General features: G+C 49.3%; 11 protein-coding genes. 5 read left to right on the forward strand and 6 right to left on the reverse strand.

Features of this window, described 5'->3' with window-relative positions:
- Positions 1–75: 75 nt before the first annotated feature.
- The 5 genes from HGT70_RS01705 to betI all read right to left on the reverse strand — a co-directional run bounded on the left by HGT70_RS01705 (position 76) and on the right by betI (position 7,154).
- Positions 76–750 carry a Fe2+-dependent dioxygenase gene (locus tag HGT70_RS01705; RefSeq protein ID WP_214194729.1) on the reverse strand — a complete coding sequence of 225 codons (675 nt, stop codon included), beginning with the start codon at positions 748–750 and terminating at the stop codon, positions 76–78.
- 57 nt (positions 751–807) lie between these two features.
- A complete protein-coding gene (locus tag HGT70_RS01710; RefSeq protein ID WP_241576114.1) occupies positions 808–3,132 on the reverse strand; it encodes a catecholate siderophore receptor Fiu in 2,325 nt (774 codons plus the stop codon).
- A 231-nt stretch (positions 3,133–3,363) separates the two neighbouring features.
- Positions 3,364–5,049 carry a choline dehydrogenase gene (gene betA / locus HGT70_RS01715; RefSeq protein ID WP_071433996.1) on the reverse strand — a complete coding sequence of 562 codons (1,686 nt, stop codon included), beginning with the start codon at positions 5,047–5,049 and terminating at the stop codon, positions 3,364–3,366.
- A gap of 23 nt (positions 5,050–5,072) precedes the next feature.
- On the reverse strand, positions 5,073–6,545 hold the full coding sequence (gene betB / locus HGT70_RS01720; protein WP_071433998.1) for a betaine-aldehyde dehydrogenase: 1,473 nt from the start codon (positions 6,543–6,545) through the stop codon (positions 5,073–5,075).
- Positions 6,546–6,560: 15 nt separating this feature from the next.
- Positions 6,561–7,154: a transcriptional regulator BetI gene (betI, locus tag HGT70_RS01725; protein ID WP_071434000.1), complete on the reverse strand. Its 594-nt coding sequence runs from the start codon at positions 7,152–7,154 to the stop codon at positions 6,561–6,563.
- Between the two features lie 202 nt (positions 7,155–7,356).
- On the opposite strand from betI, the gene HGT70_RS01730 reads away from it, so the two are divergent.
- Together HGT70_RS01730 and HGT70_RS01735 are read left to right on the forward strand one after the other, a co-directional pair.
- Positions 7,357–9,387, forward strand: coding sequence for a choline transporter (locus HGT70_RS01730; protein WP_071434002.1), 2,031 nt, complete (start codon positions 7,357–7,359; stop codon positions 9,385–9,387).
- Positions 9,388–9,555: 168 nt separating this feature from the next.
- Positions 9,556–10,929 (forward strand): aldehyde dehydrogenase family protein, encoded by a 1,374-nt coding sequence (locus HGT70_RS01735; protein WP_214194731.1) that lies wholly within the window; start codon positions 9,556–9,558, stop codon positions 10,927–10,929.
- A 38-nt stretch (positions 10,930–10,967) separates the two neighbouring features.
- Here HGT70_RS01735 and pdxR read toward each other — a convergent pair whose 3' ends face one another.
- Complete coding sequence (gene pdxR, locus HGT70_RS01740; RefSeq protein WP_214194732.1) at positions 10,968–12,455, reverse strand: MocR-like pyridoxine biosynthesis transcription factor PdxR; 1,488 nt, start codon at positions 12,453–12,455, stop codon at positions 10,968–10,970.
- A gap of 99 nt (positions 12,456–12,554) precedes the next feature.
- On the opposite strand from pdxR, the gene gabT reads away from it, so the two are divergent.
- From gabT to HGT70_RS16810, 3 genes are all read left to right on the forward strand, one after another.
- Positions 12,555–13,811 carry a 4-aminobutyrate--2-oxoglutarate transaminase gene (gene gabT / locus HGT70_RS01745; protein ID WP_071434008.1) on the forward strand — a complete coding sequence of 419 codons (1,257 nt, stop codon included), beginning with the start codon at positions 12,555–12,557 and terminating at the stop codon, positions 13,809–13,811.
- 86 nt (positions 13,812–13,897) lie between these two features.
- Positions 13,898–15,298 (forward strand): GABA permease, encoded by a 1,401-nt coding sequence (gene gabP / locus HGT70_RS01750; protein WP_214194733.1) that lies wholly within the window; start codon positions 13,898–13,900, stop codon positions 15,296–15,298.
- Between the two features lie 189 nt (positions 15,299–15,487).
- Positions 15,488–15,928: an RcnB family protein gene (locus HGT70_RS16810; RefSeq protein ID WP_157725225.1), complete on the forward strand. Its 441-nt coding sequence runs from the start codon at positions 15,488–15,490 to the stop codon at positions 15,926–15,928.
- Positions 15,929–16,206 lie beyond the last annotated feature (278 nt).

Consider the following 16,206-nt stretch of genomic DNA (forward strand, 5'->3'; position numbering starts at 1 on the left):
ATAACGACAACATAACAGGTCAGGGTGAGCGAGACAATGCTCCGCCCGGTGATAAGAGTCGTTAATGTTCAGCCGCTAGATCTCACTCCATTCACGCAGCAAGTTATGGTAAAGGTTGAGTAAGTTCATCCGCGTCGTCGTGGCACTTTCGATTGAAGAGAGTTGTTGGATATCGTCGTCGAGCTGGCTAAGCATCGCGCGTTTTTTTTCATCGCGGACCATCGACTGGATCCACATAAAAGAGGCGATACGTTGCCCGGCGACGACCGGTGTGACGCAATGCAAACTACTGGATGGATAGATAACCATATCGCCTGCGGGCAGTTTTACCTTATGTTGGCCGAAGGTATCCTGGATAACCAGCTCACCGCCCTCGTAACTATCGGGCTCATTAAGAAATAACGTTGCGGAGATATCTGTACGTAGCCAGAGGTTTTCCTCACGGCGAACGGCGCCGTCGACATGAAAACCATACGCTCCGCCACCTTGATAACGATTGAAGAGGGGAGAGGATATATTGACCGGGAGTGTGGCGCTGAAAAACTGGGGGTGTTGATTGATAGCCTGTAGGACGAACTGCTGAAGCTCCTGGTATAGAGAAGACTGGGTATCAACCTGTTCGTTGCTTTTTACCGCTGCCCCTTGATGACCCGTGGTGACGCGTCCATCCACCCAATCGGCGTGGGTGAGATGCTGGGTGAGGGTGGATAACTGTTCGGCGTTCAATACGCCTTTAATATGGTGCATCATAATCGGATATCCAATAACACTATTGCTGTGGCAAGTCGCCACAGCAATAGAGGTCGGTTAAAAATGAACGTTTGCCGTTAGCATCCAGCTACGCTCTGCGCCTGGATGGTAACGATAGCCACTTTTATTAATGGACTGTACGTAGTGTTTATCAAACAGATTATACACGTTTAGCTGTAGATCAAGGTTGCGGTTAACTTGATAACCGGCCATCGCGTCAGCCACCCAATAATTATCGATAGCATTCGGCGTTCCTACCGCACCATCCGAACCACGATGCATACTTCCCACGTAACGTGCACCTGCTCCGGCGACTAGCTCAGGAGTAATTTGGTAAGTTGTCCACGCGGTAAACGCATGACGTGGGGTATAGCTGAGGTACTTCGACCCGTCGTTATTCACGGCCTTTCCTTCAGAGACTTTTGCATTCTGTAAGGTGTATCCGGCTAACGCATGCCAATTCTCGGTGATATCGCCACTAATGGTAAGTTCGTAACCTTCAACGCGCTTACGACCCACTTGCGAATAATCCTTAGTGCTGGCGTCTTGCTCGACTTCGTTTTTAATATCGGTACGGAAGAGAGCAGCGGTTAACAGTAACCGGCTATCCATTAAATTCCATTTAGTCCCTACTTCTGCGGTTGCCGCTTTTTGCGGTTGGAAGTCAGTACTATTGGCATTTTTCGATGATGATGAGCTTGCCGAGAGTTGGAAGTTATTCCCGCCAGGAGGCTGCTGCGATACACCATAGTTGACATAGACGTTGCCTTCTTCTGTCAGATGATAAAGCGCGCCTGCCTTCCAGTTAAACAAATTACCGCTCTTACTGGTATCGACGGTCTTCACTGGGGTCCCTTTCGCAATCCCCGTTGAACAAGCAACTGCTCCGCGGCCCGTTCCACCGCATGCGGTGGCTGAATCATACTCAGTATGATAACTATCTAAGCGCGCACCACCATTAATCTCGAACTTGTCGGTTAGCTGTAGTGTGTCGAAGGCATAGAGACCGAAGGTATCGGTTGTGCCATGGGCATCGGCGCCATTACGCGAAAGCCCACCGATTGAGATTGAACTGTCAGGATGATAGATATTAACCGCAGGAGGGGAGATAGCATTCAGCCCACGGGTAGTTTGGCTTTCATGAGTAAATTCTACGCCAGTACTTACATCATGTTTGACGGTTCCAGTGTTGAACTTAGTCGTTAGGTTAGTCTGGTTAGTCAGGATTTTATTCACGGAATCGCGGGTATTCGCCAGGCGGCTCCATGTCCAGTCATCGATGTTGGCCGATTGATGAGTTTGGATATTCGATGCGCCACCCATCACGGCGGTCATCAGGTATTTTTGGCTAGTTTGCGCCCAGCGTGTGGTGTTTCTAATCGTTGTAACGTCGGAGAAATCGTGTTCGAAACGCATGGTCGCGCTATCGGTGCTCGATTTATCGTAGTCAGAATCTGTACCATAGAAGTTATGGCGATTAACTTTGCCGGCACTGTTTAGCGCTGAGTAACCGCTTGGAGCGCTATAACCCGGCAGACCAATAGTGGGAATGCCGCCATCTGGAGTATTGTTTTGGTGAACATGAACATAATCGAGATATAGGCGAGTATCGGTATCGAGACCGAAAGCGATGGATGGAGCAAAACCATACTTTTCGTGGCTAACTTTATCACGGGTTTTATCGTGACCATTATCACCCATCATATTGATTCTAAAAGCAGAATTATCATTAATCATCTGATTGTAATCGACGGTTGCGCGGCGATTAGAGGCGCTACCGTAACTCAGTGAACCATCGATGTTAGTGGCTAATTCAGGCTTCTTGGTGATCATATTGATCGATCCTGACGGGGCGCTACGACCATAATCCGATCCTGAAGGGCCTTTTAATACCTCAACGCTACTGACATTGAAAGTATCACGGCTCACCGCAGCAATATCGCGAATACCATCCACATAGATGCTATTTGAGGTATCGACGCCACGCATATAAATCGCATCACCCGTCGTCGAGCTACCATTTTCCCCAGCAAAGAATGCGCCCGCGCCCGCGATATTTTTCATCGCATCGGTCAGCGTTGTCGCGTGTTGTTCCTGAATCACTTTTTCAGGCACCACCGTTACGGTGCGTGTCGTGTCGGCGAGAGGACGCGTAAATTTCGGGTCAGAAAGCGTTTTTGGGACGTAGAGCGAAGGGAGCGAGGCCTTGATGATCAGGGTATCGTCACTATTTTTACTGTCGCTAGATTTATTAACTTGTTTAGAGGTATTACTTACTGTGTCAGCCAGAGTCGGTGCACTTAATCCGACGCATAATCCTGCAAAGACGCCCAATTTAGTCAATTCTTTAAACGATGGCGTAATATTTTTATTTTTTTTCACGAGGTTACCTTGTAAATACCAATGAGAATGGTTATCAGGAGTGTTCGCATTATTCATATTTTTACGCAAAAGGTAAAGAGTTGTAAGCATTAGTTAATGGTTTTTTTAGATTTATATAAAGAAATATTTCTATTTATGAATTTTTCCGAGGTGTTATCAGTGGGGGGCTCAGCGCGAGGCAAAAAAAAGGGTGATACATTATGTATCACCCTGAGGGAATTAAGCGTTTGGTTAGACCAGTTTTCTCATCGGTTCATTACGAGCTGGCGCATCGCCTGCCACATAGTAGCTGGCAGTACTGCGTGGTAGCGAGGCTTTACCACGGATCACGTCAGCGATTTTCTCACCGATCATAATGGTGGTCGCGTTCAGGTTACCGGTAATAATTTCTGGCATAATCGACGCATCCACCACACGAAGTCCTTGCATCCCATGGACTCGACCTTCGTTATCGACTACGGCCATCGGGTCGGTCCCCATCTTACAGGTGCCGCAAGGGTGATAAGCCGTCTCACCATGGTTGCGCACGAACTCATCTAGCTGTTCGTCAGTTTTACAATCGAGACCCGGGCTAATTTCACGTCCACGATACTTATCGAGCGCAGGTTGGTTAATGATCTCGCGCGTCAGACGGATACAATCACGGAATTCCTGCCAATCTTGATCGTGAGACATGTAGTTAAAGAGAATTGCCGGATGCTCATAAGGGTCGTTAGATTTAATCCGCACATGGCCACGGCTCGGAGAACGCATTGAGCCGACATGGCATTGGAAACCATGCTCTTCCACGGCATTCGTCCCGTTATAGTTGATAGCAACCGGTAAGAAGTGGTACTGAATATTCGGCCATTCAAATTCTTCACGGCTACGAATAAAACCACCCGCCTCAAACTGGTTGCTCGCCCCCACACCTTTACCTTGGAACAGCCACTGCGCACCGATCTTCGGTTGATTATGCATTTGCAAGGCAGGGTAGAGCGAAACCGGCTCTTTACACTCATACTGAAGATACAGCTCTAAGTGATCCATCAGGTTTTCACCCACACCCGGTAAGTCGTGCACCACTGGAATATTAAATTTATTCAACAGCTCAGCCGAACCAACGCCTGAACGTTGTAAGATTTGTGGTGACGCAATCGCTCCGGCACAGAGTAGGACTTCACGGCGCGCGTCGGCGTGTTGCGGGGTCTTGCTCCCGCCAGTGAGGTAGTCGACACCGCTCGCTCGTTTACCGTTGAACACAATTTTATCTGTGGTGGCATGGGTTACGATCGTAAGGTTACTGCGGCTCTTCGCTTGATCTAAGTAGCCTCGCGCGGTACTTGCCCTACGGCCGTTCGTCGTGACGGTACGGTCCATCGGACCGAAGCCTTCTTGTTGGTAGCCATTAAGATCATCAGTACGTGGGTAACCTGCTTGTACACCCGCTTCGACCATGGCAGCAAAGAGTGGGTTATTACCCGTTTTCGGTGTGGCGACGCTAACCGGGCCTTCACCCCCATGATAATCGTTTGGACCAATATCGCGGGTCTCTGCTTTACGATAATAAGGCAGACAGTCCAAGTAGCTCCAGTTTTCTAAGCCTGGACGTTTCGCCCAGCCGTCGAGATCCATAGCGTTACCACGGATGTAGCACATTCCGTTGATCAGTGAAGACCCCCCTAGACCTTTACCCCGTCCACATTCCATGCGGCGGTTATTCATGTAAGGCTCAGGTTCGGTTTCATAGGCCCAGTTATAGCGGCGACCTTGTAATGGGAAGGCTAACGCCGCAGGCATTTGGGTGCGGAAATCTAAGCGATAATCAGGGCCGCCAGCTTCCAGCAATAGTACTGTCGTGTCTTTATCTTCGGTCAGGCGCGTTGCCAGTACGTTACCGGCAGAACCGGCACCAATAATGATATAATCGTATTCCATTATCTCTTCCTCAATTCTGTGGATTAAAATACTGACTGGAAACGTTCCAGTTCAACTTGTACCGATTTGATTTGGGTGTAGTGCTCAAGAGTCACCAATCCATTTTCGCGGCCGACGCCAGAGTGTTTGTACCCGCCGACAGGCATTTCTGCTGCGGATTCACCCCAAGTATTAATCCAACAAATTCCGGCTTCCAGCTGGTGAATGATGCGGTGTGCACGGTTTAATTCCTGTGTCACCACACCGGCTGCTAGGCCAAAGTTAGTATTATTCGCGCGACGAACGACTTCCGCTTCGTCGGTATAAGCCAAGATCGACATCACTGGACCAAAGATCTCTTCTTTCACGATCTCCATCTCGTCGTGGCAATCGGTAAATACGGTAGGTTCTACCCACGCGCCACTATCGAAGCTATTACCGGTCATACGTTTGCCACCCGTCAGTAGCGTTGCGCCGCTGTTGATACCGGATTCGATAAAACGCATCACGTTATCACGATGGGCAAAACTGACTAAGGGACCGAAATTCGTATTTGCGTCGTTCACGTCGCCTGCACGGATATTCTGAATACGCGCGAGGATTTTCTGTTCGAATTCCGCTTTATGCTGCGCAGGGATAAATACGCGGGTACCGTTGGTACACACTTGGCCAGAACTATAGAAATTCGCCATCATCGCGATATCTGCGGCAAGATCGAGATCGGCATCATCACAGATGATCAGTGGTGACTTACCACCAAGTTCCATCGTGACATCTTTTAACGTGGATCCAGCGGCGTTAGCCATCACTTTACGTCCGCTGACCACACCGCCAGTAAAGGAGACTTTATCGATACCTGGGTGTTCGGTCAGCGCTTGACCGGTTTGTGCCCCAAGGCCGGGTAGTACGTTAAATACTCCGTTAGGCACACCTGCCTCGCTGTAGATCTCTGCTAGCTTTAATGCAGTCAGTGGCGTCACTTCACTAGGCTTGAAAATCATCGCGTTTCCTGCGGCTAAAGCCGGTGCGGATTTCCATAACGCGATTTGGATTGGGTAGTTCCACGCACCAATCCCTGCGACAACGCCCAGAGGTTCACGACGCGTATACACGAAAGAGGTGTCACGCAGTGGGATCTGTTGGCCTTCGATGGCGGGAATTAAGCCTGCGTAGTACTCCAGGACGTCAGCCCCGGTCACGATATCGACGGCGGACGTTTCACTAAATGGTTTACCCGTATCGAGAGTTTCAAGCGCGGCGAGCTCATCGTTGCGCTCACGCAGAATATCGACAGCCTTGCGTAGGATGCGCGAACGCTCCATTGCTGTCTTGGCTGCCCAGATCTTTTGGCCTTTACGTGCGGCGGCTACTGCTTTATCCACATCGGCTTCACCCGCAGCGTGGACCTTAGCTAACACTTCACCAGTGGCAGGGTTAACCGTCTCAAACGTGGAACCGCTCTGTGCAGGGACGTAGGCACCATCGATATACAGTAACTGTTCAGCGAATTGGGACATCGTTATTCTCCGTCTTTAAGAGTGAATACTCGCCAAGTGTTGACGAATAAATTGTCGAGTAATTGTTTTAATCGTTTGTGGATCAAAAGGGCTGCCGCTCAGTGCTGCACGTAACCATAATCCATCGATCAGTGCGGCTAACCCATAGCCCGCCACGCGGGCAGGCTCTCTATCCAATACTTTATGAAACTCTGCCGTGAGGGTTGAATATAACCGACGGCTACTAATTTTTTGCAAACGGTGCAATCCAGGTTGATGCAGGCTGCTCGCCCAAAAGTCTAACCACGCCTTCGCGACAGCTGGATGTACTTGCGTTTCGTCAAAGTTTGCATCGACGATAGCGCTTAGTCGTTCTTCGGCACCCGCCTGACTCAGCGTTTTCAATCTTCCTAGAATTGCTAGTTGAAGTTTAGACGTAATATCGCGCATCGTGGCTTCAAGTAGCCCATTTTTATCACCGAAGTAGTGGCTGATGATGCCCGTTGAGACGCCAGCTCGTTTTGCAATCTGCGAAATAGTCGCGTAGTGCAACCCTACCTCATTGATTGTCACGAGGGTGGCATCGATTAATTGCCGTTGACGAATGGGTTGCATACCTACCTTAGGCATCACCGTAACTCCTGAATAATTAAATCTCACTTATTAAAACTTTTTTTGATTGATTGTTCAATATAAAAAAATTAATTGTTATGCTGGGGCAGATAAAAAAGGAGTAGGCCTGTTAAAAATGCTAATCGATGCAATACTTAGTCGATCAACGTATAGGCCTATGCATTTTTGTTTACCCTTAGAAACAGGATTGAGGTAAAGAATGACAACACCACCTGCTACCGGAAATAATAAAATTAATCCGGTTGTTTTTTATACTTCAGCCGGACTGATTTTATTATTTGCGTTAACCACTATTCTCTATAGCGACCTCTCTGCGGCATGGATACTGGAAGCGGTCAATTGGGTATCGGCGACTTTTGGCTGGTACTACATGCTAGCGGCCGTCCTCTATATGGTCTTCGTCCTCTACATTGCGGCATCGCGCTACGGCTCTATAAAACTAGGGCCAGAGCAATCTAAGCCGGAGTTTAGCCTTTCAAGTTGGGCGGCGATGCTTTTTGCGGCCGGTATCGGTATCGATCTGATGTTTTTCTCGGTCGCGGAGCCGGTAACGCAGTACATGCAGCCCCCGCAAGGCGAGGGGGGTACGATAGAAGCCGCTCGTCAGGCGATGGTGTGGACCCTGTTCCACTACGGCATCACGGGCTGGTCTATGTATGCCCTGATGGGGATCGCATTGGGCTACTTTAGCTATCGTTATAACTTGCCACTTACCATCCGCTCTGCCCTCTATCCTATCTTCGGTAAGCGAGTAAATGGGGCGATTGGGCACACCGTCGATATCGCAGCGGTCATTGGTACCATCTTCGGGATTGCCACTACGCTTGGTATCGGTGTTGTACAGCTTAACTACGGGTTAAGTGTGCTGTTCCATGTTCCCGATAGCTTAGCGGCGAAAGCTGCGCTGATCGTTCTCTCTGTCGTGATTGCAACGATCTCGGTGACCTCAGGGGTGGACAAGGGGATTAGGCTACTGTCTGAGCTTAACGTCCTGTTAGCACTGGGATTAATTATTTTCGTATTATGCGTCGGTAATACTAGCTTCCTTCTCAACGCTATCGTGTTGAATATTGGCGACTATGTAAACCGCTTTATGGGCATGGCGCTCGACACCTTTGCCTTTAACCGCCCTACACAGTGGATGAATAACTGGACACTATTTTTCTGGGCATGGTGGGTTGCGTGGTCACCGTTCGTTGGACTGTTCTTAGCGCGTATCAGTCGTGGACGGACGATCCGTGAATTCGTACTCGGTACGTTAATCATTCCGTTTACCTTCACCTTACTTTGGTTATCGGTGTTCGGAAATGCCTCACTGTATGAAATTATCCATGGCGATCATGCGTTCGCACAGGAAGTCCTTGTTCATCCAGAAAGAGGGTTCTACAGCCTGTTAGCGCACTATCCTGGCTTCACATTGAGCGCCTCAGTCGCCACTATCACGGGCTTATTATTTTATGTGACTTCTGCTGACTCCGGCTCATTAGTATTAGGAAACTTCACGACTCGTTTGAAGGATATCAACTCCGATTCGCCTAACTGGGTACGTATTTTCTGGTCAGTGACCATTGGCGTACTGACATTAGGGATGTTAATGACGAACGGTATCTCTGCCTTACAGAATGCCACCGTGATCATGGGGTTACCTTTTAGTTTCGTGATTTTCTTTGTGATGGCAGGTCTATTTAAATCACTACGTGTAGAAGACTATCGCCGCGCTAGCGCCAACAGAGATACCGCTCCCTATTTGGCCAATGCCAACGATCGGCTATCTTGGAAAAAACGCCTAACACGTCTGATGACTTATCCAGGCAGTCGTTACACCGAGCAGATGATGGATACCGTCTGTTACCCTGCCATGCAGGATGTGGCTAAAGAGCTTGAGGTAAGAGGAGCGAATGTAGAACTGCAACGCCTGCCACCAGAAGAAGAAGGCGGCTTGGGCCATCTTTCTCTTATGGTACATCTCGGGGAGGAACAAAATTTCTTGTACGAGATTTGGCCGCAGAAATATGCGATTCCAGGCTTTACCTACCGGGCGAGAAGCGGTAAATCGACCTATTATCGTTTAGAAACGTTCCTCGTTGAAGGTAGCCAAGGCAATGACCTCATCGGCTACAGCAAGGAGCAGGTGATCATTGATATGCTAGACCACTATGAGCGCCACCTAAACTTTATCCACCTGCATCGTGAAGCACCGGGAAATCATATTAACTTCCCTAACTTGTAAAAACCGGAAAGAGGGTTGGCATTGTCCAACCCTCTTTCGTTTTAACTTATCAATGTGCTGTTAGTATTCCTTTAAAGAGAATAACTTCGTCTTAACTATTCACTTTTATTGGTGGCACGAAACGATTAAGGTTGTTATCAACGTAATTTACTAAGTAATGAGGTCGCTATGTCACACCCACATTCTCGTAATCCCGCTAATGGTCAGCTAATCAAAGAGTATCCGTTTATCAGCCAAGATGAGCGAGAGGCGATTATGCGCCGCACCGCCGTGGCACAGAAAAGCTGGCGTGAGACTGCATTACCACAACGGCGTCAGGTGCTACTGCAGTTAGCTGCGGCATTACGCGAACGTAATGAAGAGCTGGCGGCGATGGCTACTCGTGAGATGGGTAAACCGATTAGCCAATCTCGCGCTGAGGTCAACAAATGCGCGCAGGTTTGTGAATGGTATGCTGAACACGGCCCGGCGGTCTTAGCTCCACAGCCGACTCAAGTTGACAATAATAAGGCGTGGCAAGAATTTAGGCCGCTAGGGACGATTTTAGCGGTGATGCCGTGGAACTTCCCTTACTGGCAAATACTACGTGGTGCAGCAGGCATGCTTCTCGCCGGTAATACCTACTTACTTAAGCATGCTCCGAACGTTATGGGATGCGCATTCTTGATGAAAGATATCTTCGATAAGCTTGATGCGCCCGCCGGAATTTTTGACGTTATCAATATCGATAATGAGGGCGTCTCGGCGCTGATTGCTGATCCGCGGATTGCCGCCGTAGCGGTCACGGGTAGCGTACGTGCCGGTTCGGCGATCGCGGCGCAAGCCGGTGCAGCGTTGAAGAAAACCGTGCTGGAGTTAGGGGGATCCGATCCGTTCATCGTCTTGGCCGACGCTGACTTGGATGAGGCGGTAAAGGCTGCCGTAATTGGGCGTTATCAAAATACAGGACAAGTCTGTATGGCGGCCAAGCGGTTCATTATTGAGGAGAGCATTGCACCACAATTTGAACAGAAATTTACGCAAGCGGTGGCTGAGCTATCCTTGGGCGATCCAACGCTCGAACAGACCTATTTAGGCCCTATGGCGCGTTACGACCTACGCGATGAATTACATGCTCAAGTTGAAAAGACCTTAGCAGAAGGCGCTCGTTTGGTGTGCGGGGGGGAAAAAATAGTGGGAGAAGGTAACTATTATGCACCGACAATCCTTGCCGACGTCAGCGAGACGATGACGGCCTTCCGTGAAGAGGTATTTGGCCCGGTGGCGACGTTGACTGTCGCTCGTGATGCACAACACGCCTTAGCGCTTGCCAATAATAGTGAGTTTGGCTTAGCGGCAACGGTTTGGACGGCGGATTCAGAGATTGCTGACACCCTTACGCGTGAACTCGAGACGGGCGCAGTATTCGTTAACGGTTATGGCGCATCTGACCCGCGCGTTACGATTGGCGGAGTGAAAAAGAGTGGTTATGGGCGCGAACTTAATCACTTCGGTCTACACGAGTTCTGTAATATTCAAACCGTGTGGGTAGACCGCCGCTAGTCTACGACGAGGGCAGCATTGTTAACGCTGCCCTCAACTTAACAGCCAATAATACCTTCCTGCCGTAGACACTCCCTTAGTACCATAAATGCCGCAAAGAGCTTAGGCTCGTCGATGCATGCGTAGCCAAGTAGTAGTCCTCGTTCTTGCTGAGCGCTGAGATAGTATTGAGATAGCGCCCGAACGACCACACCTTTATGGAGAGCGCGTGTTGCGATTGCCACATCATCACAGCCGTCTGGGAGTGATAACACCAAATGTAAGCCAGCATCATGACTATAGCGGGGCAAGAAATCATTGCCTAAATAGCGCAAGATCAGGCTCAATAAAAATTGTCGGCGTTGATGGTACAGAAGCCGCATCCGCCGAATATGCGCCGCAAAATGGCCCCCGCGGATAAATTCGGCGATGGCACGCTGCTTAATCAAATGCCCGCCTCGATAGAGCTCAGCCGCCGCGGTACGCAATGGATGACTCAAGCTTTTAGGTACGACGAGGTAGCCCATCCTCAAGGCGGGATATAACGTTTTACTAAATGTTCCCATATAGAGAACGGGGGCATTATCCTCTAGACCCTGTAAGGCTGGATGCGGCGGTTGAGAGAAACGAAACTCGCTATCGTAGTCGTCCTCAATAATCCAGAAACGCTGGCGACGTGCCATTTCTAATAGCTGCTGGCGTCGAGACAGCGACATTAATCCCCCTAGGGGATACTGGTGTGAGGGCGTTACGAAGACCATTTTAGGTGGCGGCGCAGCGCTCACGTCTGGAATTATTCCTTCTGCATCCACGGGCAAAGCGTGGAGGCGCAATCCATTACAACGCAAGATATTGCGCGTCCCCCAGTATCCAGGGTCCTCTACCCATACCGTATCGTTAACATCGGCGAGCACCTTGGCGACGAGATCGACCGTCTGATGGATCCCTTCTGTAATAATAATTTGCTCTACCTCAGCATTAACCGACCGGGTTACTCGCAGATATTCGCTTAATGCTTGGCGTAACTGAGCACAGCCGCCGCCATTGCTGTAAATAAGTTGTTCAATGTCCGGTGATTTCTGGAGACGATCTTCGATTTTACGTAATAACGCGTGGGGAAAGGCGGTCACATCCGGAGCGCCAGGAACAAAGGCTCCCCATTGATAAGGTGAGGCATTAGCATAGCCCAATAACTCCGCCCCTCGCGTCGAAAGGCTATGGGCGGGTAGCGCCCGCGGAACGTCCTTCGACGACGGTTGCACCGGCGCGGGTGAAAATTCAGGTAGCATGTTGGCAACCCAGGTGCCACTTCCGGTACGAGCAGTGACATAGCCTTCGGATAATAAGGCCTCATAAGCATTGAGCACGGTATTTCTTGAGACGTTAAGTTCTTTAGCGAGATCTCTGCTAGCAGGCAACCGAGTCTCAGCGGGAAAAATCCCCTCGGTTATTGCTTGCTGTAATACCAGCAATAATCGTTGGTGCAGCTTGCCGTGAGGATTTTCTTGTAACCTAGCCAGTAAGTGATCGGCGTAGAGGGATCGCAATTGGCACCTTCTTTTTAATAATAAATGGCTCTCGCAATCGATCTGTATCAAGGATAAACAATTAAGTCTAATGTTTTTAATTGTTATTGGTAGGAAGAGATGAGCGCAACTAACGAGAGTCTTAATCAACGTAAAGCCCAAGCTTTGCCCCGTGGTAGTGCAGTAATGTGTGATTGGTTCGTCGATCGTGCAGAGAATGCCACAATTTGGAGCACTGATGGGCGGGAGTTCATCGATTTTGCGGGAGGTATTGCCGTTCTAAATACCGGCCATCGACATCCAAAAATTACGCAGGCGGTCACGGAACAACTTCAGAAATTTACGCATACTGCGTTTCAGATCGTTCCTTACGAAAGTTATATTACTTTAGCTGAACGAATCAATCAGCGTGTGCCTGTCGAGGGGGCCGCGAAGACGGCATTCTTCTCAACCGGCGCGGAAGCGCTAGAAAATGCCGTGAAAATTGCGCGGAGTGCAACCGGTCGTCACGGGGTGATCACTTTTACCGGGTCGTTTCATGGCCGTACGATGATGACGATGGCGATGACTGGTAAGGTTGCACCTTATAAGCAAGATTTTGGACCGATGGTCCCCTCGGTGTTCCACGCCCGCTTTCCTGATGGAAAAAAGGTTAATTGCGAGCAAGCGTTAGAAAGCCTGCATGATATTTTTGCTTGTGACATCGCGCCGCACAACGTGGCAGCGATGGTGATCGAACCGGTACAAGGGGAAGGGGGTTTTCGAGTTGTCCCTGCGGAGTTTATGCAGGCATTGCGCGATATCGCCGACCAGCATGGTATTTTGCTGATCGCCGATGAAGTACAAAGCGGCTTTGCAAGAACTGGCAAGCTTCTTGCAATGGAACACTTCAGCGTTAAAGCTGACATCCTCACCATGGCGAAAAGCTTGGCAGGGGGTTATCCACTGTCGGCAGTGAGTGGTCGAGCAGACATCATGGATGCGCCGAACCCAGGCGGACTGGGGGGGACTTATGCAGGGAATCCTCTCGCCATCGCCGCGGCAAACACGGTACTGGATATTATCGATGAAGAAGACCTCTGTGCGAAAGCCAACACACTGGGAAATGAGTTAGTAAAGGAATTAGAGCAACTCTCTTCACAGTGCTCAGCGATCGAACACATTAGAGGGTTAGGATCCATGATTGCGGTAGAGCTTAAGGATGCGAGCATCGCTAAAGCTGTTCAGGATACCGCGATGGCACGAGGTTTACTGCTGTTAACCTGTGGTCAAAAGGGTAATGTGATACGTTTTCTTTATCCGTTAACCATTCCCACTGACCAATTCCGTCAGGGCATTACGATCTTACGTGAAGCGTTGACGCAGCATGCCACTTAATTCACCGGGCTATCCTTAAGGTGGCCTTGAACATTAGTTAGTATGTGGTGGGGCAGGTTACTCCTGTCCCGCCTCGGGGAATAAGTATGAATGAATTACCAGCTAGTCGTGACAACCTCTCTCAAGGGCTTAAGTCCCGTCATATTCGTATGTTATCCATTGGCGGCGTGATCGGCGCTGGCTTATTTGTCGGGTCCGGGCACGCTATTGCAGCGGCAGGGCCTGCGGTACTTATCGCTTATATGATTGCCGGGGCATTGGTCGTATTTATCATGCGGATGTTGGCGGAAATGGCGGTTAACACGCCTGATTCCGGCTCATTTTCTACTTATGCATCGCAAGCCTTAGGGCGCTGGGCAGGATTCACTATTGGTTGGCTATATTGGTGGTTCTGGGTACTCGTGATCCCGCTGGAAGCGAACGCGGCAGCAACTATCCTCAATGCGTGGGTCCCAGACATCGCGATATGGCAATTCACATTATTTATTACTCTTATTTTGACGGTCACTAACCTCTTTAGTGTGAAGAACTACGGCGAGTTTGAGTTCTGGTTAGCCTTAATCAAAGTCTGTGCAATCATTGCATTTCTTGCGCTTGCGGCTGCAGCGATTTTTGGCCTTCTGCCTACGAGCCAAGTCAGTGGTGTTAGCCATCTTTATGACCGAGGCGGGTTTATGCCGCATGGTATTGGCGCGGTTCTCTCTGCCGTTTTGACAACCATGTTCTCCTTTATGGGAACTGAAATCGTCACGATTGCTGCGGCCGAGTCTCGTAATCCGGGTAAAGAGATTTCCCGCGCGACTAACTCAGTCATATGGCGTATTGCCTTGTTCTATCTGCTATCCATTTTCTTTATTGTTGCACTGGTTCCTTGGAATGCACCTGATTTAGCAGCGAAAGGTTCTTACCAAACAGTACTTGAGATGATGGGTATCCCCCATGCTCGCTTAATCGTCGATGTCATTGTCTTAACAGCGGTATGTAGTTGTCTTAATTCTGCGTTGTATACCTCATCGCGCATGCTATTTTCTTTAGCCAAGCGTAAGGACGCACCCGCGGTAATCGCGAGGACGAATACGAAGGGTACGCCGTATATGGCCGTTATCTTCTCAACGTCAGTCGCATTTCTGGCCGTTATCGCTAACTACCTAGCGCCTGCTGCGGTCTTTGATTTCTTGCTCGCAAGTTCGGGGGCTATAGCGCTACTGGTCTACTTAGTCATCGCTTTCTCACAGTTGGTTATGCGCCGCCGTTGTGAGGCAAAGGGGAAAGTGCTGGACTATAAGATGTGGCTATTTCCAGGGCTTACCTACGCGATTATCGCCGTAATTATTGGAATTCTAGGGAGTATGTTGTTTATCCCCGGCCATCAATCAGAGGTTATGGCAACAGGGGGATTAACCCTAGTGGTGATTGCGGCGGGGTGTATCGTTCATCGTAGACAAAACCGTAAAGTCTCCTCATCGGTACTCGCACGTAATAATTGATTGAGCTGAGTATTCTGTCTGATAAGAGCGCGCATTGTCGCGCTCTTTTTATTTATATGCCCGCCAAAAACTCCATTAGAGCAGGGCGTTTCAGCAATAACTGATCGTGAAATTCCTAACTAATGCTATGATAAAGGCCTTAACCATCACGTCCGTTGTTGTACGGTTTTTAGGTCCTCAGGAGTAAGTATGCTTAATTCATTGTCTTCCACCACGAAGGCGTTATTGGTGGGGCTAACGGTTTCTTTTCTAACGGTAAGTTGTGCTGATCATCACGATAATGACCAGAGTGAAACCACGGTTAATCAGCCGGCGGCACAACCTGATGTACAGCAACCCGCGGTTGAGCAGCCCGCTCCTGCTAAACCCGCTGAGCCCGAAGCAAAAAAATTCAACGATCCGCTGGAGTTAGCAAGCTTCACCGGTGACTTTAGGCAGTATCAAGCAGGAGATGTCGTACCTGATATGTACCGCACGGCTCAATACACGATTAGCAAATGGCAGCTGCGTAAGTTACCTGCGCCAAGTGCGGGCAGCCACTGGACCTATTTCGGCGGCAGTTATGTGCTGATTACCGATGCAGAAGGTAAGATTCTGCGTATGTTCTCCGGCGAGATCATCTATCGATAGCTGGCGGTTGGGGCTGTATCGGCGGCCCCATCAATTTCCTACCTTCCTTGCCACTGCCATCGTTTACCTACCTTAAATCTCTAAATTCTAGCGATATCGCTAGGTTTTCCCTCGCCCACTATATAATTATGCTAATCAGTTGAAGGTCGCTAGTTACACATCCTAGGCCGATAGCTACGGCTAGATTATTGTTACATTTAATTTTTTGTGATGGACTCGACGCTTTTTCTCCCCCTAAAAAGTGCTATAAAGGTTAAACAAAATTATAAGGTTTCTCA

Source organism: Rosenbergiella collisarenosi (genome assembly GCF_018494085.1).
In the GTDB taxonomy this organism is placed as follows: Bacteria; Pseudomonadota; Gammaproteobacteria; order Enterobacterales; family Enterobacteriaceae; genus Rosenbergiella; species Rosenbergiella collisarenosi.

Bases quoted from the DNA above. Each gene is read 5' to 3' on its own strand.
- betA (WP_071433996.1), bottom strand. From the start codon at position 5,049: ATGGAATACGATTATATCATTATTGGTGCCGGTTCTGCCGGTAACGTA.
- gabP (WP_214194733.1), top strand. From the start codon at position 13,898: ATGAATGAATTACCAGCTAGTCGTGACAACCTCTCTCAAGGGCTTAAG.
- HGT70_RS01735 (WP_214194731.1), top strand. From the start codon at position 9,556: ATGTCACACCCACATTCTCGTAATCCCGCTAATGGTCAGCTAATCAAA.
- gabT (WP_071434008.1), top strand. From the start codon at position 12,555: ATGAGCGCAACTAACGAGAGTCTTAATCAACGTAAAGCCCAAGCTTTG.
- HGT70_RS16810 (WP_157725225.1), top strand. From the start codon at position 15,488: ATGCTTAATTCATTGTCTTCCACCACGAAGGCGTTATTGGTGGGGCTA.
- HGT70_RS01730 (WP_071434002.1), top strand. From the start codon at position 7,357: ATGACAACACCACCTGCTACCGGAAATAATAAAATTAATCCGGTTGTT.
- betI (WP_071434000.1), bottom strand. From the start codon at position 7,154: ATGCCTAAGGTAGGTATGCAACCCATTCGTCAACGGCAATTAATCGAT.
- HGT70_RS01705 (WP_214194729.1), bottom strand. From the start codon at position 750: ATGATGCACCATATTAAAGGCGTATTGAACGCCGAACAGTTATCCACC.
- betB (WP_071433998.1), bottom strand. From the start codon at position 6,545: ATGTCCCAATTCGCTGAACAGTTACTGTATATCGATGGTGCCTACGTC.